Annotated in this window: 15 protein-coding genes and 1 other RNA gene; 6 read left to right on the top strand and 10 right to left on the bottom strand. The window is 66.0% G+C overall.

The window, feature by feature from the left end:
* Nucleotides 1-36 precede the first annotated feature (36 nt).
* The 6 genes from ssrS to QHC78_RS12785 all read right to left on the bottom strand — a co-directional run bounded on the left by ssrS (nt 37) and on the right by QHC78_RS12785 (nt 3,008).
* A non-coding RNA gene (gene ssrS / locus QHC78_RS12760) (6S RNA) lies at nt 37-217 on the bottom strand.
* A gap of 52 nt (nt 218-269) precedes the next feature.
* Entirely contained in the window at nt 270-572 is a 303-nt protein-coding gene (locus QHC78_RS12765; protein ID WP_319745080.1) for a cell division protein ZapA, read from the bottom strand.
* Entirely contained in the window at nt 559-903 is a 345-nt protein-coding gene (locus tag QHC78_RS12770) for a coiled-coil domain-containing protein (protein WP_319745082.1), read from the bottom strand. The genes QHC78_RS12765 and QHC78_RS12770 overlap by 14 nt, the downstream gene beginning before the upstream one ends.
* 113 nt (nt 904-1,016) lie before the next feature.
* Nucleotides 1,017-1,859, bottom strand: coding sequence for a pantoate--beta-alanine ligase (gene panC, locus QHC78_RS12775; protein ID WP_319745084.1), 843 nt, complete (start codon nt 1,857-1,859; stop codon nt 1,017-1,019).
* 64 nt (nt 1,860-1,923) lie between these two features.
* Nucleotides 1,924-2,805: a segregation and condensation protein A gene (locus tag QHC78_RS12780; protein WP_319745085.1), complete on the bottom strand. Its 882-nt coding sequence runs from the start codon at nt 2,803-2,805 to the stop codon at nt 1,924-1,926.
* An 11-nt stretch (nt 2,806-2,816) separates the two neighbouring features.
* Complete coding sequence (locus QHC78_RS12785) at nt 2,817-3,008, bottom strand: DUF3460 family protein (protein WP_319745087.1); 192 nt, start codon at nt 3,006-3,008, stop codon at nt 2,817-2,819.
* 273 nt (nt 3,009-3,281) lie between these two features.
* On the opposite strand from QHC78_RS12785, the gene QHC78_RS12790 reads away from it, so the two are divergent.
* Nucleotides 3,282-3,533 (top strand): DUF6356 family protein, encoded by a 252-nt coding sequence (locus QHC78_RS12790; protein WP_319745089.1) that lies wholly within the window; start codon nt 3,282-3,284, stop codon nt 3,531-3,533.
* A 48-nt stretch (nt 3,534-3,581) separates the two neighbouring features.
* Here QHC78_RS12790 and metG read toward each other — a convergent pair whose 3' ends face one another.
* On the bottom strand, nt 3,582-5,645 hold the full coding sequence (metG, locus tag QHC78_RS12795) for a methionine--tRNA ligase (protein WP_319745091.1): 2,064 nt from the start codon (nt 5,643-5,645) through the stop codon (nt 3,582-3,584).
* A 461-nt stretch (nt 5,646-6,106) separates the two neighbouring features.
* Here metG and QHC78_RS12800 point away from each other — a divergent pair, with 461 nt between their 5' ends.
* Nucleotides 6,107-6,439, top strand: coding sequence for a thioredoxin family protein (locus QHC78_RS12800; protein WP_319745093.1), 333 nt, complete (start codon nt 6,107-6,109; stop codon nt 6,437-6,439).
* Between the two features lie 277 nt (nt 6,440-6,716).
* Here the strand turns inward: QHC78_RS12800 and QHC78_RS12805 are convergent, their stop codons facing one another.
* A complete protein-coding gene (locus QHC78_RS12805) occupies nt 6,717-7,625 on the bottom strand; it encodes a LysR family transcriptional regulator (RefSeq protein ID WP_319745095.1) in 909 nt (302 codons plus the stop codon).
* Between the two features lie 60 nt (nt 7,626-7,685).
* On the opposite strand from QHC78_RS12805, the gene QHC78_RS12810 reads away from it, so the two are divergent.
* Nucleotides 7,686-8,765: a 4-oxalomesaconate tautomerase gene (locus QHC78_RS12810; protein ID WP_319745097.1), complete on the top strand. Its 1,080-nt coding sequence runs from the start codon at nt 7,686-7,688 to the stop codon at nt 8,763-8,765.
* A gap of 94 nt (nt 8,766-8,859) precedes the next feature.
* A complete protein-coding gene (locus QHC78_RS12815) occupies nt 8,860-9,840 on the top strand; it encodes a Bug family tripartite tricarboxylate transporter substrate binding protein (RefSeq protein WP_319745098.1) in 981 nt (326 codons plus the stop codon).
* A gap of 106 nt (nt 9,841-9,946) precedes the next feature.
* Here the strand turns inward: QHC78_RS12815 and QHC78_RS12820 are convergent, their stop codons facing one another.
* Nucleotides 9,947-10,249, bottom strand: a complete 303-nt coding sequence (locus QHC78_RS12820; RefSeq protein ID WP_319745100.1) for a hypothetical protein — start codon at nt 10,247-10,249, stop codon at nt 9,947-9,949.
* Nucleotides 10,250-10,452: 203 nt separating this feature from the next.
* Nucleotides 10,453-11,766, bottom strand: coding sequence for a hemolysin family protein (locus QHC78_RS12825; protein ID WP_319745101.1), 1,314 nt, complete (start codon nt 11,764-11,766; stop codon nt 10,453-10,455).
* 405 nt (nt 11,767-12,171) lie between these two features.
* Here QHC78_RS12825 and QHC78_RS12830 point away from each other — a divergent pair, with 405 nt between their 5' ends.
* On the top strand, nt 12,172-14,061 hold the full coding sequence (locus QHC78_RS12830) for an autotransporter assembly complex protein TamA (RefSeq protein ID WP_319745103.1): 1,890 nt from the start codon (nt 12,172-12,174) through the stop codon (nt 14,059-14,061).
* Entirely contained in the window at nt 14,058-18,164 is a 4,107-nt protein-coding gene (locus QHC78_RS12835; RefSeq protein ID WP_319745104.1) for a translocation/assembly module TamB domain-containing protein, read from the top strand. The genes QHC78_RS12830 and QHC78_RS12835 overlap by 4 nt, the downstream gene beginning before the upstream one ends.
* The last annotated feature ends 9 nt before the right edge of the window (nt 18,165-18,173 follow it).

The following is an 18,173-nucleotide window of genomic DNA, read 5'->3' on the forward strand; positions in this document are numbered from 1 at the left end:
AAACCCGGAGCATAACGAGTATGCTCCGGGTTGGATAGGGTCCCCGCCTGTGTCGCTAGGCCGGCATCTTGAACCGTGGGTTCAAGGTGGTCGCGGTCAGCCTCGCTTCGGGTTCGTCTGACGAGAGACGATCACGCCCGCGGGCAATTTCCACAACCTCATGCCATTAGCATGGGTCCAAGAAATATAAGGCCAAACACGAGCACGGCAGGGAAAACTGATCATACGCGCTTGCGAAGTACCGAAAAGTACCGCACAAACATCAAAACTCAAAACAACTTTTCTTGTGTTCCCAGCGCTGCATCGACCATGCGATGCATGTCTTCGATTTTACGCTTATAGTCGCCGACCGCAAGGCCGGAGGCCGGAGATTTCGCGTTCATCAACTCGCCGGCCAATTGCAGCGCGGCCATGACGGCGATACGTTCGTTGCCCGCAACCTTGCCGCTTGCCTTGATACGCTGCATGATGCGATCGACCATGTTGGCCGCGGTCAGCAAGGCATCCTTTTCCGACGGTTCGCACGCCAGCGGATATTCCTTGCCGAGTATCGTAACGTCAAGTCGTTCCATATAGACTCCGCGCGCCCGGATCGGCGCCTTCTGCCGCAGGGGGAGAGGCATCGCCAGGCGCGCTGGCCTCTCCTTCGCCCGGGCTTTGTTCTTCGCCCGCCACTTCGCTTTCGCCCTCGGCTTCGCCAGCCGGCGGCGTGCCGGCGGGCAGGCGGGCCAATACGCCTTCGACCCGTGTCTGAGCCGCCGCCAGCGTCTCGCGCAGCATGCGAATGTGAGAGTCACGCTGGGCGAGACTCTTGCCGAGCGCCGCGTTCTCGTCGCGCAGGCTTTGCGTGAGTTCGGTCAGCTGGCGTATGCGGCTGGCTAGGAGGTCGAGATCTTCGAGCATGGGCGTATCGTAAACCATCCGGAGCCGGAAATTGTAGCGAACCGCCGGCGGCCGGGGCTCGCGCCGCGCCCTGCTGTATCAATTGCTTGCAAGCACGGCGGGCCGATGCATGCCTAGAGCTCGAGGTTGTCGATGAGGCGCGTCGAGCCGAGCTTGGCGGCCGCCAGCGCGACAAGCGGTTCTCCCCGTTCGACTTCCTCATGCGTCGGTGCGAGCAGGTCGCGCTGCCGGCGTACCGCGATGTAGTCGACTTTCCAGCCGCGGCCGCCCAGCGTGGCGGCCGCATCGCGCTCGAGCGCGGCGGTGTCGCGCTCGCCGCTGTGCAGCCTTGCCTGGAGATCGCGCAGCGTGGCATATAGCCGCGGTGCCTCGGCGCGCTCCTCGGCGCTCAGGTAGCCGTTGCGCGACGATAGCGCAAGGCCGTCGTCGGCGCGGATCGTTTCCTGGGGCACGATCTCTACCGGCAGCTGGAACTGGCGGCACATGGCCCGCACGACCATCAACTGCTGGTAGTCCTTCTTGCCGAAGACGGCCACGCGCGGCTGCACGCAGGAAAGCAGCTTGAGCACCACCGTCGAGACGCCGGCGAAGAAGCCCGGACGGAATTCTCCCTCGAGGATGCCGCCCAGATCTTCAGGGGGCTGCACGCGGAAGTTCTGCGGCTCGGGATACATTTCCCGCTCGTCCGGGGCGAACAGCACGTAGACGTTGCGATCGCGTTCGAGTTTTTCGATGTCGGATGGCAGGGTGCGCGGATAGCGGTCGAAGTCCTCGTTGGGTCCGAACTGCAGGCGGTTGACGAAGATGCTCGCCACGACGGGGTCGCCGTGCTGCCGAGCCGTCTTCATCAACGCGAGATGGCCTTCGTGCAGGTTGCCCATAGTGGGCACGAAGGCCACCCGCAGCTGGCCGCGCAGTTGATCGCGCAATTCTTCTATGGTGTGAACGACCTTCATGGCGGTGGGTACGGTTGGAGATGGCTTCGAGGTTGCGCGCTTGTGCGGGCCGCCCGGTGCCGTCTTAGTGAGTGTGAACGGAAGTGAAAGCGAGGCGGACGTAGATCGGTGCGTAGGGTTCCGCCTGCGTGATTTCGAGCAGGGATTCGCGGGCGAGCTCCAGCATGGCGATGAAATGGACGACGATGACGGGTACGCCCGCACCGTCCCGGACGCGTTCCATGAAAAGCTCGGTGAACTCCATGTAGCGCACGTTCTGCAGCCGCCTCAGGATCTGGCTCATGTGGTCGCGCACGGAAAGTTCTTCGCGCGAGATGTGATGGTGCGCGTTGAGCTTGGCGCGCTTGACGATCTCGGCCCATGCCTCGCGCAATTCTTCCGCGCTGACGTCGGGTAGGCGCCGTTGCGTGGTCTGCTCCAGCAGCACCTGCGCGCGCACGAAATCGCGCCCGAGCTGCGGCAATTGGTCGAGCTTCTGCGCGGCAAGCTTCATCTGCTCGTATTCGAGCAGGCGCCGCACGAGTTCGGCGCGCGGATCTTCGACTTCTTCCTCGGTGTCGGCCTTGCGTACGGGCAGTAGCATGCGCGACTTGATTTCGATCAGCAGCGCCGCCATCAGCAGGTATTCCGCGGCCAGCTCGAGGTTGCGCTCGCGGATCTGGTCGACGTAGGACAGGTACTGGCGGGTGACTTCCGCCATGGGAATGTCCAGCACGTTGAAGTTCTGCTTGCGGATCAGGTAGAGCAGCAGGTCCAGCGGCCCTTCGAAGGTTTCGAGGAACACCTCGAGCGCGTCGGGCGGGATGTAGAGGTCCTGGGGCAGCGCGAAGAGCGGCTCGCCATAGAGCCGCGCGATGGCCACGCCATCGACGACGTCGGGCGTGCTGTCGACCTCGGGCTCAGCCAATGCGACCAGCCCGTCGTTGGGGGATGAGGAAGCGCCCATGTCGGGGCAGGTCAGCTTTCCGGTTGGTAGACATACGGTTTCTGCGGCACCGCCGAGGCCTTGAAGCCTTCGGCGAGTTCCGGATCGATGGTCTTGTCCCACAGGCGGGCACGCCCCTTCTTCTGCTCGATCTCGAGCTGGGGACGCTGCTGTTTGAGTTCCTGCAGGAAGCGGGTGATATCGGATTCGTAACTCTTGGCCATGACTAACCTATGTTCGGGCATGCCGGACCGCATCGGGACTTCGTGTCCGCGGCGCGTCCGTTGCATTCGGGAGTTTACTGCACCCCGCGCGGCGGCGGCGCCCGATGGTCGGGTGGGCAGGCGTGTCGGGTCCGCCGGGGAAAGTGTTTGCGCGTTTCCGGGAAAAAGAGAAAATTATTTCTCTTTTCGTTCCTTAGGCGGTGAACTTTGCATTAATTTTCCGCAGTCGCATTGATAAAGTAATCATGACTTTTCAACTCCGCGACGTTCCCCATGCGCAAATGGTCGTTTACCTCGCATCCGGCATCGGTGGGCGAGACCTACTTCGAGCATCTCGCTGCTTCGTGGGGATTCGCCCGCCGGATGTTCGTGGCCGCCCTGGCGGGGCTGGTGCACGGCTTGTTCCCGTTCCTGTTCGTCACGACCGGTTCGTCCATCGTCAGGAAGCTGAATGACAGGATGGTCGTGAACCGGGCGAAATCCGCAGTTCCGCAGGACGGATCTTCGCCGGCTCGGACCCCTTGACCGGCCGCACCGCGCGGCTGCCGGTCGGGACCGCGCGGCGACAACTGCTCAGCGCACGCGCATGCCGGGTTGCGCGCCGGCGACCGGTTCCAGCACGTAGATGCCGGGTTGGGCTTTCTCGTCGCCGTGGCTGGCGGCCAGCACCATGCCCTCGGAAACGCCGAACTTCATCTTGCGCGGCGCCAGGTTGGCGACCATGACGGTGAGCTTGCCGATGAGGTCTTCCGGCTTGTAGGCCGACTTGATGCCGGAGAAGACATTGCGCGTGCGGCCCTCGCCCGCGTCCAGCGTCAGGCGGAGCAGCTTGTCCGAGCCTTCCACATATTCACAATTGACGATCCTGGCAATGCGCAGGTCGATTTTGGCAAAGTCGTCGATGGTGATGGTGGGCGCGATCTCTTCGCCGCCCGGTGCGGGCGCTGCCTGAGGCGGGGCCGCGGGCGCTTCGAACAGGGCGTCGAGCAGCTTGGGATCGACCCGCTGCGCCAAGTGCTTGTAGGGCGCCACGCGTTGCGGGGGCACGACCACGTCGCGCCATTCGAAGTCCCGGCCCAGGCCGAACAACTCGTGCGCCACGCGGCGCGTCAATGCCGGCAACACCGGCGTCAGCATTACCGAAAGCGCCTTGAACCCCACCAGCGTGCGCGAGCAGATGTCGTGCAGTTCCCGCTTCTTGTCCGCGTCGTCGATTTGCTTGGCGAGCACCCAGGGCTGGGCCGCGTCGAAAGTCTGGTTGATGCGGTCGGCCACGGCCATGATCTCCCGTATCGCCTTGCCGTACTCGCGCGCCTCGAACGCATTGCGCACCACACCCGCCGAGGCGTTGAGTTCGTTCTCGAGCTCGATAGGCACGCCGCCTTCGTAGCAGAGCTGGCCGTCGAAATGCTTGATGAGGAAGTTCGAGGCGCGGCTGGCGATGTTGACGTACTTGCCGACCAGGTCGCTATTGACCCTGGCCACGAAATCGTCCGGGTTGAAGTCCAGGTCCTCGACGTGCGCGTTGAGCTTGGCGGCGATGTAATAGCGCAGCCATTCGGGATTCATGCCCAGTTCCAGGTAGCGCAGCGGCGAGATGCCGGTGCCCCGGCTCTTGGACATCTTTTCGCCGCTGACCGTGATGAAGCCGTGCACGTGGAGCCCATCGGGCGTCTTGCGCTGGGCGAAATGCAGCATGGCGGGCCAGAACAGCGCGTGGAAATAGACGATGTCCTTGCCGATGAAATGATATTGCTCGGTATCGCTTTGCGGATCGAGCAGGGCGTCGAAATCGATCCCGGTCTTGGCGCAATAGGCCTTCAGCGAGGCCAGGTAACCCACGGGTGCGTCGAGCCAGACGTAGAAGTACTTGCCCGGGGCATCGGGAATCTCGATGCCGAAATAAGGCGCGTCGCGAGAGATGTCCCAGTCGGCCAGCTTGCCTTCCTCGCCGAGCCATTCGCGGGTCTTGGCATAGACCTCGGGCTGCAGGCGCGGGCTGCCGTTGCCGTTGACGCTGGCGGTCCATTCCTGCAGGAAGGCATAGCAGCGCGGATCGGACAGCTTGAAGAAGAAGTGGTCGGAACTCTTCAGGACGGGCGTGGCGCCGGTCAGGGTGGAGTACGGGTTGCGCAGGTCGGTGGGCGCATAGACGGCCCCGCAGACTTCGCAGGAGTCGCCGTATTGGTCTTTCGCCCCGCATTTCGGGCATTCGCCCTTGATGTAGCGATCGGCCAAAAACATGCCTTTGACCGGGTCGTAGAACTGTTCGATGGTGCGGGTTTCGATCAGCCCGGCTTCGCGCAGTTTGAGGTAGATCTGGCGCGACAGTTCCGTGTTTTCGTCGGAGTCGGTGGAGTGCCAGTGGTCGAATTCGATGTGGAAGCCCTGCAGGTACTTGGGGCGTTCGGCGGCGATGCGGGCGACGAGTTCGCGAGGGGTGATGCCTTCGCTCTCCGCCTTGAGCATGATGGGCGCGCCGTGGGCGTCGTCGGCGCACACGAAGTGGACGGTGTGGCCTTGCATGCGCATGTTGCGGACCCAGATGTCGGCCTGGATGTATTCCATGATGTGGCCGATGTGGAAGGATCCGTTGGCGTAGGGCAGGGCGGTGGTGACGAATAGTGTGCGCGACATGGGGCGGAGGTTGGAGGGGATGAGTGCCAAAGGGGGATTTTAGCTGGTTGGGGGTTCTTGAGTCGGGCGGCTGGGAGCGCTGAGGGGCGGCGGGGCGCCCTGGGCGTGGGCGGTGGGGTAGGCGGGCGGAGGTCCAGGTCCCGGCGGGGCCGGGACTTCCCGCTGTTAGCCGGCCCGGCGGGGCGGGCGAAGAACTCGCGCCAGGACAGTCCCCCGGACTGTCCTGAAGGCCGCGCTCGGACAGCTTCGCCCTTGCTTCCCCGCCGGGCCGGCTAACAGCGGCTGGACCTGACGCCCCACCTACCCCACCGCCCACGCCCAGGGCGCCCCGACGCCCCCCAGCGCCCCCAGCCACCCTTGCGTTGTGCGAGGGTGGGGCAGAGGGGGTTGGAAAGCGGGGAAGGCTGCAGGCACGCGGCTTGCGCCGTTTTTGCCATACTGCTGCATAGAAGGAGGCAGCCATGTCGATGAGTACTGTTTATGCGACCCAGGAGCCCACGCGGGCTGAGGTGGAGGCGTCGGGCGAGCCGGTGGTGCTGGAGTTCGGGGCGCCGTGGTGCGGGTATTGCCAGGCGGCGCAGCCGTTGCTGGAGGCGGCGTTCGAGGGGCATGCGAAGGTGCGGCATGTGAAGGTGGAGGACGGGAAGGGGCGCCCGCTGGGGCGGTCGTTCGGGGTGAAGCTGTGGCCGACGCTGGTGTTTCTAGATCGGGGCCGGGAGGTGGCGCGTCTGGTGCGGCCCACCCAAGCTGCGCCGATACGCGAAGCCCTGGCACTCATAGACCCGGCCATGTAGCCCCGCTTGCACCAACGAAGCCCGTCGCGCCAAGCCAAGAAACCCGCCCTAGACCAGGGCACCGCGGATCCGGCTCCGCCGGTCCGGCAGGGCCGCCCCAAGGGGGGGCACAAGCCGCACCAATCGAACGCCCCTGGCGCCCCGCTTGGGGACCCACGAAGCCCCTCCGCCACACTCCAAGAAACCCGCCCTAGACCCAGGGCACCGCGGATCCGGCTCCGCCGGTCCGCCAGTGCCGCCCCCTTGAGGGGGACGCGCGAAGCGCGGAGGGGGTGGGCTAATGTTTCGCCGCGCGGCCGGCGTTCTTCAGCATCGCATAGAGCAAGTTTGCGGCCGGGGACAGGGCGCGGCCGTGCTTGGAGATGAGGCCGAGGGTGCGGCTGACGCGGGGTTTGGCGAGCGGGATGCCGACCAGGGTGGCGTGGCTGGTGAGGGGGAGGGCCAGCTGGGGGACGGCGGCGACGCCGAGGCCGGCTTCGACCATGCCGAGCAGGGTCAGGATGTGGCTGACTTCGATGGCGTTCTGGGAGCGTTTGCCGCTCTTGGCCAGCGCCGCTTCGATCAGCAGGCGGTTGCCGCTGCCCTTGTCGACGGTCATCAGGCGCTCGCCCGACAGGTCTTCCCAGGTGACCGACTTGCGCTTGGCCAAGGGGTGATCCTTGCGCATCGCCAGCACGAAGCTTTCCTTGAAAATGGCCTTGAAGTCGACTTCCGTTTCCTGGGTGCCGATGAAGTTCACGCCGAAGTCGGCGCGTCCCGAGATCACGGCGTTCAGGACGGTATTGGCGCCTTCGTCGATGACGCGCACGCGGATGCGCGGATGCTTGGCCGTGAAGTCGCGCAGTACCGAGGGCAGGAAGTAGTAGGCGACCGAGGGTACGCAGGCAACGGTGACGAGTCCGCTGAGCTGGGCGGCGAGGTCGCTGACGCCCAGCATGGCGCCTTCGAGTTCGTCGAGCGCCGCGCGCGACCGTTCCAGGAACACCCGGCCGACGTTGGTCAGCGCCACGTGGCGGGTGGTGCGGTCGAGCAGGCGTGCGCCGAGAATCGCCTCGAGTTTTTCGATGCGGCGGCTTAGCGCGGGTTGCGAAAGATGCAGGTCTTCGGCGGCCGCGCGGAAGCTCGAACGCTCCGCCACGGCGACGAATGCCTGCAATTCCTGGAGGTCGAAATTGATGCGTGCCATGCATCAAATTATATAAAAGTTGCAATTCACTAATGCAAGGCCGCGGCGCATCATGCCGCCATGCAAAAGACCATACCTTGTGTCCTCATGCGGGGCGGTACGTCCCGCGGCCCGTTCTTCCGCGCCGAATGGCTGCCGGAGGATGTCGGCAAACGCGATCGCGTCCTGTTGTCCGCGATGGGGTCGCCGCACGAGTTGCAAGTGGACGGACTGGGAGGCGGCAACAGCTTGACGAGCAAGGTCGCGATCGTTTCCCGGTCCACGCGGCCGGGCTGCGATGTGGACTATCTGTTCGCCCAGGTATCGGTCGATCGCGAGCTGGTCGATACCCGCCCTAACTGCGGCAACATGCTCTCGGCCGTGGGGCCCTTCGCTATTGACCAGGGCATCGTGCCCGCCGGCGACGGCGAGACTCGCGTACGTATCTACAACGTGAACACGCGTTCGACCATCGACGCGCTGGTGCAGACCCCAGACGGCAGGACCGAGTACGAGGGCAACGCCAGCATAGACGGCGTGCCGGGTACCGGCGCGCCGATACGGTTGAATTTCCTGGATGCATGGGGATCGGTCACGGGCAAGGTATTCCCGACCGGCCATTTGCAAGACATCATCGACGGCGTTGCGGTGACCTGTATCGACGCGGCCATGCCGATGATGATCGTTCGTGCCGCGTCGCTCGGCGCCGCTGGCAACGAAACGCCGGCGCAGCTTGATGCCAACCTGTCTTTGGTGGAGCGGCTAGAAGCGCTGCGCCGCGAGGCGGGACGGCGGATGGGACTGGGCGAGGTGACCGACAGTGTCATTCCCAAGCCGGTATTGGTGAGTGCCGGCAAGCACGGGGACATGGTGGTGTCGCGGTATTTCACCCCGCACAAATGCCATCGCTCGCATGCCGTCACCGGTGCCATCGGCGTGGCGACCGCATTCGTGACGCCGGGTACCGTGGCATTCGATCTTGGCGCCATGCGTTCGCCCGGCGTGCACCGTATCGAAGTCGCGCATCCGGCGGGCCGCATCGAGGTCGACGTCGAGCTCCGGAGCGCGTCGTCAAGCTTGGAAGTGCGCGGCGCAGGCTTGATCCGCACCGCGCGGAAAATCATGGAAGGACAGCTTTACGTGCCAGCCCACCTGTTCTAGCAAGGTTTCGAACGTGTCGATCCGCACGGCGCTTTTAGACGCCCCGGACGATACCCACGCTTCGGTACATCCGAAGAACTATACGGAGACTCTTATGCAAGCCCCCTTTCGCGTGCCGGCCGTTGCCGCCGGCGTGACCGCCTTTGCGCTATCCCTCGGCGCCGCCCATGTCCACGCGGCGTGGCCCGACCACCCCATCACGATCGTCGTTCCCACCGCGCCGGGCGGCGGCAACGATGCTTTTGCGCGAGTCATCGCGCAGAAAATGGGAGAGACCCTGAAGCAGACGGTGATCGTCGTCAACAGGGCCGGCGCCCAGGGCGCCATCGCCAGCGAATACGTCGCCCGCGCGCCGGGCGACGGCTACACCATCCTCTTCGGCTACATCGCCACGCATGGCATCAATCCTGCCCTGCAGAAGCTGCGCTACGACCCGGTCAAGGATTTCAAGCCGATCGGCATGCTGGCAAGTTCGCCGACTCTGCTGGTGGTCTCTTCGGGTGCGGGCGTCAACTCGGTCCAGGAGCTTATTGCCAAAGCGAAGAAAGAGCCCGACAGCCTCAGCTATGCCTCCGCGGGGCTGGGCACGGCGCCCCACGTGACCGCCGAGCTTTTCAAGATGGTGACCGGTACCAGCATGCTGCACGTTCCGTACAAGGGTTCCGCCCCCGCCATGACCGATACGTTGGCCGGTACGACGCAGGTCATGTTCCCCAGCCTGTTCAGCGCCTATCCCCACCTGGCCTCGGGCAAGATCAAGGCGCTGGCCCTGGCCGGGGATCGCCGCTCCGAAGTGCTCAAGGACGTCCCCACGTTGGAAGAGCTGGGCGTCAAGGGCGTCAGCGTGCCTCAGTGGTACGCGCTGTTCGCGCCCGCCAGCACCGACCAGGCCATCGTCGACCAGCTCAACAAGGCGCTCAATACCGCGCTGCGCGATCCCGAGGTCATTGCCAAGTTCAAGGAGCAAGGCGCGGATCCGCAGAGCAGCAGCCCGCAGGAGCTGGGCGAGTTCGTGAAGTCGGAGGTGGCTCGCTGGAAGAAGGTGGTGGAGGCGGCGAAGTTGAGTGCCGACTGACTGCCGGCAATCGGTCGTCCAGATGAAAACACCGCGCCGGTCGCCCGGGCGCGGTGTTTTTTGGGTTTCCGGCGCGGGGCGCCGGCAAGCATCAGGGGACGGCGAATCAGGGAATGTCGCGCACCTCGACGTCGATGACGTCGCGGCGGTTGAAGCGGCCCGAGAAGTTCCCACCTTGCGTCTTGCGGGGTGAAGATCCCGCGCCGCTCTCGCCGAAGCCCCAGCGGGATTGCGATTTTTTCCAGTAGGCGTTGGCGGCGAAGGGCTTGCCGCGCAGCTTCGCGACCACATAGACGATGGCCAGGGCCACCGCGGTCGAGGCCAGCAGGATGGCCGCCATGATCATGCCGACCAGGGCGATGCCTGCGACGAAGACGGTGCGGAGCAATTTGGCGATGATGTCAGTCATAAGCGGTTCAGGGCCGGGCCTGTTGGACCCCCGTGTTGCGGTCAAAGCGTTTGGTGAGGAACAGCGGTGGAAAAGTTCCCCCTCACGGGCGATATCCCGGGTAATCCCCGGGGATGAATGCCTGCCGGCACCGTCGTGGTGCGTCGTCGCAGGTGGGCTGCTGCCAGGGCCATTTTATACAGATGGGCCTGGCGCGCCAGTTTTCAATACGGTTCCTCGGGCGCAGGCGCCGGTTCGATCCGGGTGGCTATGACCTTGTCGATGCGTTTGCCATCCATATCGACGACTTCGAAGTTCCACCCGCCCCAATCCACCCGCTCACCCGTATGGGGGATGCGTCCCAGCAATAGCATGAGCATGCCCGACAGCGTATGGTAGGTGCCCGAATCGCCCTCGGGAAGGTCGGGCAGCTCGAGCATGTCTTCCATCTCGTGGACGTCGAGCAGGCCGTCGAGCAGCCACGAGCCGTCTTCCCGCCGCACGGCCGAGGATTCCTCGGGCGCTGTCGAGGTGTGGAATTCCCCCACGATGGCTTCGAGGACGTCGCGTAGCGTGACCAGCCCCTGGACGTCGCCGTATTCGTCGACCACCAGCGCCGTTTGGGTATGGGAGTCCCGGAAGTTCTGGACCAGCTCGGTGCCGGTCAGCGTCTCGGGGACGTACAGCACCGGCGTCAGCCTGCTGGTCAGGTCAAGCGGCTCACCGGCCATGAGCTGGGCCAGCAGGTCCTTGGAGCGTACGAAGCCGATGACGTCGGAGAGGTCGTCCCGCACGACCGGGAAGCGCGAGTAATGCGAGCTTTCGATCTTGGCCTTGGATACTTCCAGCGGGTCGTTCACGTCGAGATAGACGATGTCGGAACGGGGCACCATCATGGAGGACAGCCGGCGCTCGTCCAGCCTGAAAACGTTGCGCACCATCTGTTGCTCGGCGTGCTCGAAGATGCCGGCGGTGGCGCCCTGGGCCATGAGCACCTGGATTTCTTCCTCGGTGATGAGGTGTTCGTTCGTTTCTTTGGCGCCCAGTAGCTTGAGCAGGGTGTCGGTAGCGAGGGACAGCAGCTTGACGAACGGCGTGGCGATCCATGACAGCACGCGCATCGGCGGTGCGATCAGGCCGGCGATGGTTTCGGCATGCATCTGCCCCACCCGCTTGGGCACGAGTTCGCCGATGATGATGGACAGGAAGGTGATGACGATGACGACCAGGGTCAGCGCAATGGCACTGGCGGCTTCGGCCAGGGCCGGGAAGTGGCCGCTGATGGTTTCCGCGAGCGGCTGGGCCAGCGCCCCTTCGCCGACGATACCGGTCAGGATGCCGATGGACGTTATGCCGATCTGGACGGTGGAAAGAAAGCGGGTGGGATGTTCCGCCAGTTCCAGTGCGGCGCGAGCCTTGCTGTCGCCTTCCTCGGCGCGCTGCTGCAGTCGGGATTTGCGGGCGGTGACCACGGCAATTTCGCTCATGGCGAAGATGCCGTTGGCGATGAACAGAATCAGAAGTAAGCCAAGTTCCATGTTTGCAGGCGGGTACGTTCGGGCGTGGCCGGTTTCGCCATTTTGTACGGAAAACGACCCCAACGCCCGGGAAAACGGCCATATCTGACCGCACTTCCCCCGCCTTCTGTGATGTAGACCCCGTAGCATAGCCGACGCCGGGCATATTCCAAATGGGCAATGCTACGAATAGGGGCCTGGTGGCAGGCCTCGGCAAATGGTGCCATCCGTCGTCCGCCGGCCATTCGCAGAAGCTGCGCCCAATCCGCTATGCTTGCGTCTGAACGAATTCGTCGGAAGCGTCATGAGTTTGTCAGTCAAAGAGCCCACGGCGGCTTTGCCCGACATGATCGGTCCCCCCGTGGCGGCTGGGGGGGGCGGCCCGGCAGCGCCCGGCGGCATTGCGCGACTCGTCCTGCAATCGTGATGTTGTTGCGCAGCACAGCGGGACGGGCGCGCAGTGTCTTGACCCTGGCTTGGCGGCCGCTGGCCCCGGCATTGCTGTGCGCGCTGTTGGCCCGGCCCGCACTGGCCGCCCGGCCCGAAATCACCATCGACCCCGGCGGCTTGCCCGCCAGCGCGCTGCAGGCGGTGCGGCAGGCGGTCGACAGCATGGCCGCCATGGCCGACGATCAAGACGGCGGCGAGAGTATCCGCCTGCGCCGGCGGGCGAGCGAGGCGGCCCTGACTGCCTTGGCGACCGAAGGCTATTTTTCTGCCCAAGTCGACCTCGAGGCCGGAACCGACGTGGCGGGAGCCACCTGGGACATTACCATCGTGCCCGGCGAGCGCACGGTTATCGAGACCGTGGACATTTCCTTTCTGGGCACCATCGCCGGGCCCGAGTATGCCGCACGCGCGACGCAGCTGCGCCGGGATTGGGGCCTGAAGGAAGGGAGTCCGTTCCGCAACGAGGAATGGGAAACGGCCAAGCGCAACCTGCTCGATGAAGTGTCCGAACGCGATTTTCCCGTGGCCCGCCTGGTGGATACCGCAGCGGACGTGGATGCCGATCGCGCGCGGGCCACATTGCGCGTGAAGCTCGACAGCGGGCCGGCGGTGCGGCTTTCCGGCGTCGAAGTGCGCGGGCTCAAGCGCGTGCCGGCAGGAGTGGTGGAGCGCTACGTCCGGATACGTCCGGGCGAGCCCTATGATCGCGACCGCATGGTCGAGTGGCAACAGACCCTGCAGTCGGCCCCTTTCTTCTCGGGCGCCAAGCTCGATATCGACCGCAGCGGCCTGTCGCCCAGTCCTGACGAGGACCCCGCCTTGTTGCCGGAGGGGCTGGAGCAGGACCAGACCCGGACCGAGCAGGCGTATCAGGGCCCCAGCTACCTGACGCTTCCCGTGCTGGCCGATGTGATCGAATCGCGGCCGCGCCGCATGAGTGTCGCGTTGGGTATCGATGACGAGGCCGGTCCCCGGATCGAGACCATCTACCGCCAGAACGTGGTCATGGGCCAGCCCGTCGAACTCGAGGCCGGCCTGCGGCTGGACCGCCTGCGCAAGCTCGGCTATGCCGACATCCATCTCGCGCCCAACGAAAACGGTTTTCGCGACAGTTTCGGCGTGCTGGCCCAGGACTCGGACGTGCAGGGCCTGCACGTCAAGCGCCTGGCTATCGGCGCAATCCGCGCCAAGACCTATCCTCGGGGCTTGAACAGCCGGGTCGAGTACGAGACCCGCTATGGCGCCCGCCTGTCGCACGAAGCGACGGATGTCGAGGGTTTCGACTCGTTCACCACGAATACCGCCACGGCGACGGCCGAGATCATCCGCCGCGATGTCAATGACAAGTACGACCCACGCGAAGGGACCTTGCTGGCACTGGGCGGCGGCGTCGGTACGGAGCTCGACGCGAGCAACCGTTTCAGCCGGGTAAGCGTGCGGGGCCAGTACTGGTGGTCGCCGAGCAAACGCGACGTCATTACGGTGCGAGGCGAAGTCGGCAGGTTGTGGGCGCAGGACATCAATCAAGTACCGGACGATTTCGCGTTCCGTACCGGCGGTGCGCGGTCGATACGCGGCTATCGCTATCTCGGCCTGGGGCGCGAAGTCGGCAATGCCATCATGGGGGACGCCGTCCTGTTCGTGGCCAGCGTGGAAGGGACCCGCTACTTCGACGAGCGTTTCGGCGCAGCCTTGTTCGTGGATACCGGTAATGTCGCGTCCAGCTTCAACGAGATGAAGCTGGCCACGGGCGTCGGCGCGGGCCTGCGGGTCCGCACGCCGGCCGGGCCGCTCAGCGTCGATCTTGCCTATGCCGTGCGGGACAAGAATATCCGGCTGCATTTCTCCCTGGGGATCGCATTTTGAACCAGCCCGCCTCGCCCGAACCGAAGCTGCCCAAGCGGCGCCGTTGGCCCTGGGTGGTGGCGGGCGCCGCCGTGCTCGGCATGGCCGCCGTGGCCGGTTTCGTGGGCTGGGCAGCGGGCACGGCGGGCGGTGCCGCCTGGGCCGTGCGCACGGGGACGCAATTGGCCGGCGGGTCGGCCCGCATCGAAGGGGTCCAGGGGTCGCTGCTGGCCGGCCTGAGCGTCGATACGCTGGAAATCCGGTTACCCACGCTGGATGCCGACGTCGAAGGGATGCGGCTGGATGTGCGGTGGCGCGCGCTGCGCGGCGGTCGGCTGCATGTCTCGGAGCTGTCGGCGCGGCGGGCCCGGCTCGGCCTGCGTTCGTCGGACGAGCCGAGCGAGCCGCTGACATCGCTGCGGCTGCCGTTGGCGGCCGACGTGGACAAATTGGCGATCGGTACGTTGGATATCGACATGGACGGCGAGCGGTTGCCCGCAAGTTTTGCCGGCATAGACTTGCGCGCGACGTCGACCGGCACTGAACATCGCGTGCTGCTGGCCAACCTCGGGGTGTCGGCGCCGCAGGCCCAGGCCACGCTGCGGGGCGAAGCCAGCCTCGGCGCGGAGGCGCCTTTTCCCATCAAGCTTGCACTGAATGCGAACGGTCTTCAGCAGGCGCGCCCCTTCGATTTCGGTGTGACGGCTTCCGGCTCGCTGCAGGAGCTGGAGTTCAGCGTGCGCGGCGACGGGGCCGGGGTGGATGTCGATGCGCGGGGACAGGCGGCGCTGCTGGGCGGGTTTCCGCTGCGCGGCCTGACGTTGCAGCTGGCCGGCATCGATCCCGCGGCCTGGGTCTCCGGTGCGCCCGCTGCCAATCTGGGCCTGACGGCGAAGCTCGCGGTCGAACCCGGCAGCGGTCCGGCGCTGTTGCGCGGGCCGGTCTCGTTGACCAATTCGACGCCGCGCCGGCTCGATGAGGACGGGGTGCCGGTGGCGGGCATATCGGGACAGGTGAGCGTGCCGGTCGAGACCTTCGATGCGCTGGACGTCTCCCGGCTGGTCATCGAGCTGGCCGGCGGCGGACGCCTGGCCGGACAGCTGCAATGGCGGCGGGCGGCTCAATCCAATGACGTGGTGGGGCACTGGGAAGGCCGGGTGGAGGTTGCCAATGTCGATGCCTCGCGCATCCACGGCGCGGCGTTGCCCACCCGGTTGGCCGGGACGCTGGCATTTTCGGCGGATGCCGCCGAGCAATCCCTGAATGCCGAGCTGGCGGACCGTTCGCGCAAGGTGCCGCTGTCGCTCCGGTTGGCGGCGCAGATGCGCGATGAGGTCTTGCAAGTGTCACGGCTGGAACTGGCTGCAGGCGAGGCCAGGGCGCAAGGCAAGGGAGAGCTGCAATTGGCCGAGCCTCGCCGTTTCGCCGCCGCGCTCCGGCTCGACCGCTTCGATCCTGGTCATTGGGTGCGGAGCGCCGTGCTGCCCCCTGCAAAGGTGTCGGCCCGGGCGGACGTCAAAGGGGCGCTGATGCCGTCCCTGGGCGGGTCGGCGCAGGTTCGCATCGACAACGAAAGTCGCTGGAACGGCGAACCCCTGGGCGGACATGCCGATCTTGCATTCGCCGGGACACGCGTGACGCGGGTCGACGCGGCATTGACAGCAGGCACCAACCGGCTGCAGGCGCGGGGGGCGTTCGGGCACGTGGGCGACAGGCTGGACTTCGACCTCGACGCTCCCAGGCTGCAAACCCTTTCTTCTTTGCTGCACGGCCGCCTGATGGCCCGGGGCAAGCTGGGCGAAACCCTGGAGGCGCCCGTGCTCGACATGACGCTCGAGGCGGACGATCTGCAGCTGCCCGGTGACGTGCGCGTCGGCCATGTCCAAGGGCGGGCGAATCTCGGGACTGCCGCGGGCGGGCGCTCGAGCCGGGGCGGGTTTGCCGCCGCGCCGGCCGATGTCGACCTGCGCATTGAAAAGCTCGCGCTTTCTGCGGCGCCGCAGGCGACCATGAGCCAGGCTACGCTGCGCCTGACGGGCACCATGGCGCAGCACGAGGGCACCGTCGATGCGGAATTCGTGCCGGCGGACCAATCCGCGCCGGCCACGCTGGCCATGCGTTTCGCCGGCGGCTGGGGGAATGGCGGCCAGGGGAGGCGCGCGGCGGCGCCGGGCTGGCGCGGCACCCTGGCGAGCCTGGAACTGGCCCGTTCTTCCTTGGGCATCTCGCTGCAGGCGCCGGTAACCTTGAGCTATGTGCCCGGGCTGCGGGCGCCGCAGTGGCAATGGGAGGTCGGGCCGACCGAGATCGCTCTGCAGCTGCCCGGGGGGCAGCGCGGCAAGCTAATCCACGACGGCTCGCGCGGAGGCGATGGCAGGTGGGAGTCGCGCGGCCGTGCCGAAGGGTTGGCGTGGGCGCCCGACATCCTGCTGGAGACGCTCGCCGGCAAGCCGGTTCCGCCGGACCGGATGGTCGTGCTGGATGCCGACTGGGACCTGCGCTTTGCGGGATCGCTGCAGGGGTCCGCAGCGATCCGCCGGCGCAGCGGCGACTTGTGGGTACCCGGCACGCCGCCGATGGCGCTCGGTTTGCGTACGCTGGAGGCAAGCTTGCGCGCGATGCCGGACGGCAATGGCGGCCGCAGCCGCATTGCGTTGCACGCCCTGATCGAAGGCGAACGGCTGGGCCAGGTGCGCGTCGATGGCGAGGCCGGCATCCTCGCGAGTGGCGGCGGCTTCGGGCTCGACAAGGAGCGGCCGGCCCATGCCGAGGCCCAGGTCGACGTGCACGATCTGAGCTGGCTCGGCCTGTTCGTGGGCGATAGCGTCGAGCTAGGGGGCAAGGTGGCGGGCTCGGCCCGGGTCGTCCAGCAAGGCGGGCAGTGGCGCGCCTCAGGCGGGCTGCAGGGAGAGGGCATACGCATCGTTCGGCTCGATGACGGCGTGCGCCTGCTGGACGGAACGCTCAAGGCGACACTGGAAGACGATCGCATCGTGCTGGATTCCTTGCGTTTTCCCAGCGTGATACGGGTGAATCCCCGGGATTCCCGCGTGCAGGAATGGATCAAGAACGAAAGCCGGGACGGTTCGCTGGAGATCACCGCCGACTGGCGTATGTCGCAGGCCTCGGGCCATGCCACCCTGAAGGCCGACAGGTTTCCCGCCATCCAGCGGGCGGACCGTTTCATCGCGGGCTCGGGGCGCGTGGACATGGACATCATCCCGGACCGTATGCGCATTGCCGGCCTGTTCGAAGTCGACACGGGCTGGGTGGACCTGGGTACCCAAGCTCCGGCAACACTGTCGGATGACGTCTACGTGCGCCACAGCGGCAAGGAGCCGCAGAAGAAGACCCTGGGTATCGCCATCGACGTGGGCGTCAAGCTCGGCAACGGCTTCTACCTGCGGGGGTACGGCCTCGATACCGGGGTGACCGGCGACCTGCGCCTGGTCGGAATGGTGGGCGCCCTGTCTTCCAGCGGCACCGTGCGTACCCGCGGCGGCCGGTTCGACGCCTACGGGCAGACGTTGACCGTGCGGCGCGGCGTGTTGACCTTCCAGGGGCCGATCGACGATCCGCTGCTGGACATCGTCGCGGTGCGCGTCGGGCCGCGGGTGGAGGCCGGCGTGCGCGTCAGCGGCACGGCTCGCCGGCCGCGTATCGCGCTGGTCTCTACGCCCGAGGTCAGCGATGTTGAAAAGCTTTCCTGGCTGTTGCTGGGCCGGGGCCCGGACGAGGGCGGTGGCGGGGCCGACGCTACGCTGCTGCTGAGCGCGGCGACCTCGCTGCTGGGACCGCAGGGCAGCGAGCCCATTTCGCGCCAGCTCGGACTCGACGAGATAGGCGTACGCTCGGGCAACGTGGGCAGTTCGCGCGGGTTGTTGCCGGACCGCACGGTGGCCGGGGACAGTACCTCGTCGGCCAACACCTTGTCGAATACGCAGTTCATGGTGGTCGGCAAGCGACTGACGGACCGGCTTTACGCCAGCTTCGAACAGGCGCTTTCCGGCCGCGATGGCGTCGTCAAGCTCAGCTACCGCCTGACCAACCGCCTGTCGGCGGTGGCCAAGGGTGGAACCCTGAACGGGCTGGACTTGCTGTATTTCGTGCTGTTCGACGATTGACCGCGGCGG

It is taken from the genome of Pigmentiphaga sp., assembly GCF_033795525.1.
In the GTDB taxonomy this organism is placed as follows: domain Bacteria; phylum Pseudomonadota; class Gammaproteobacteria; order Burkholderiales; family Burkholderiaceae_B; genus Pigmentiphaga.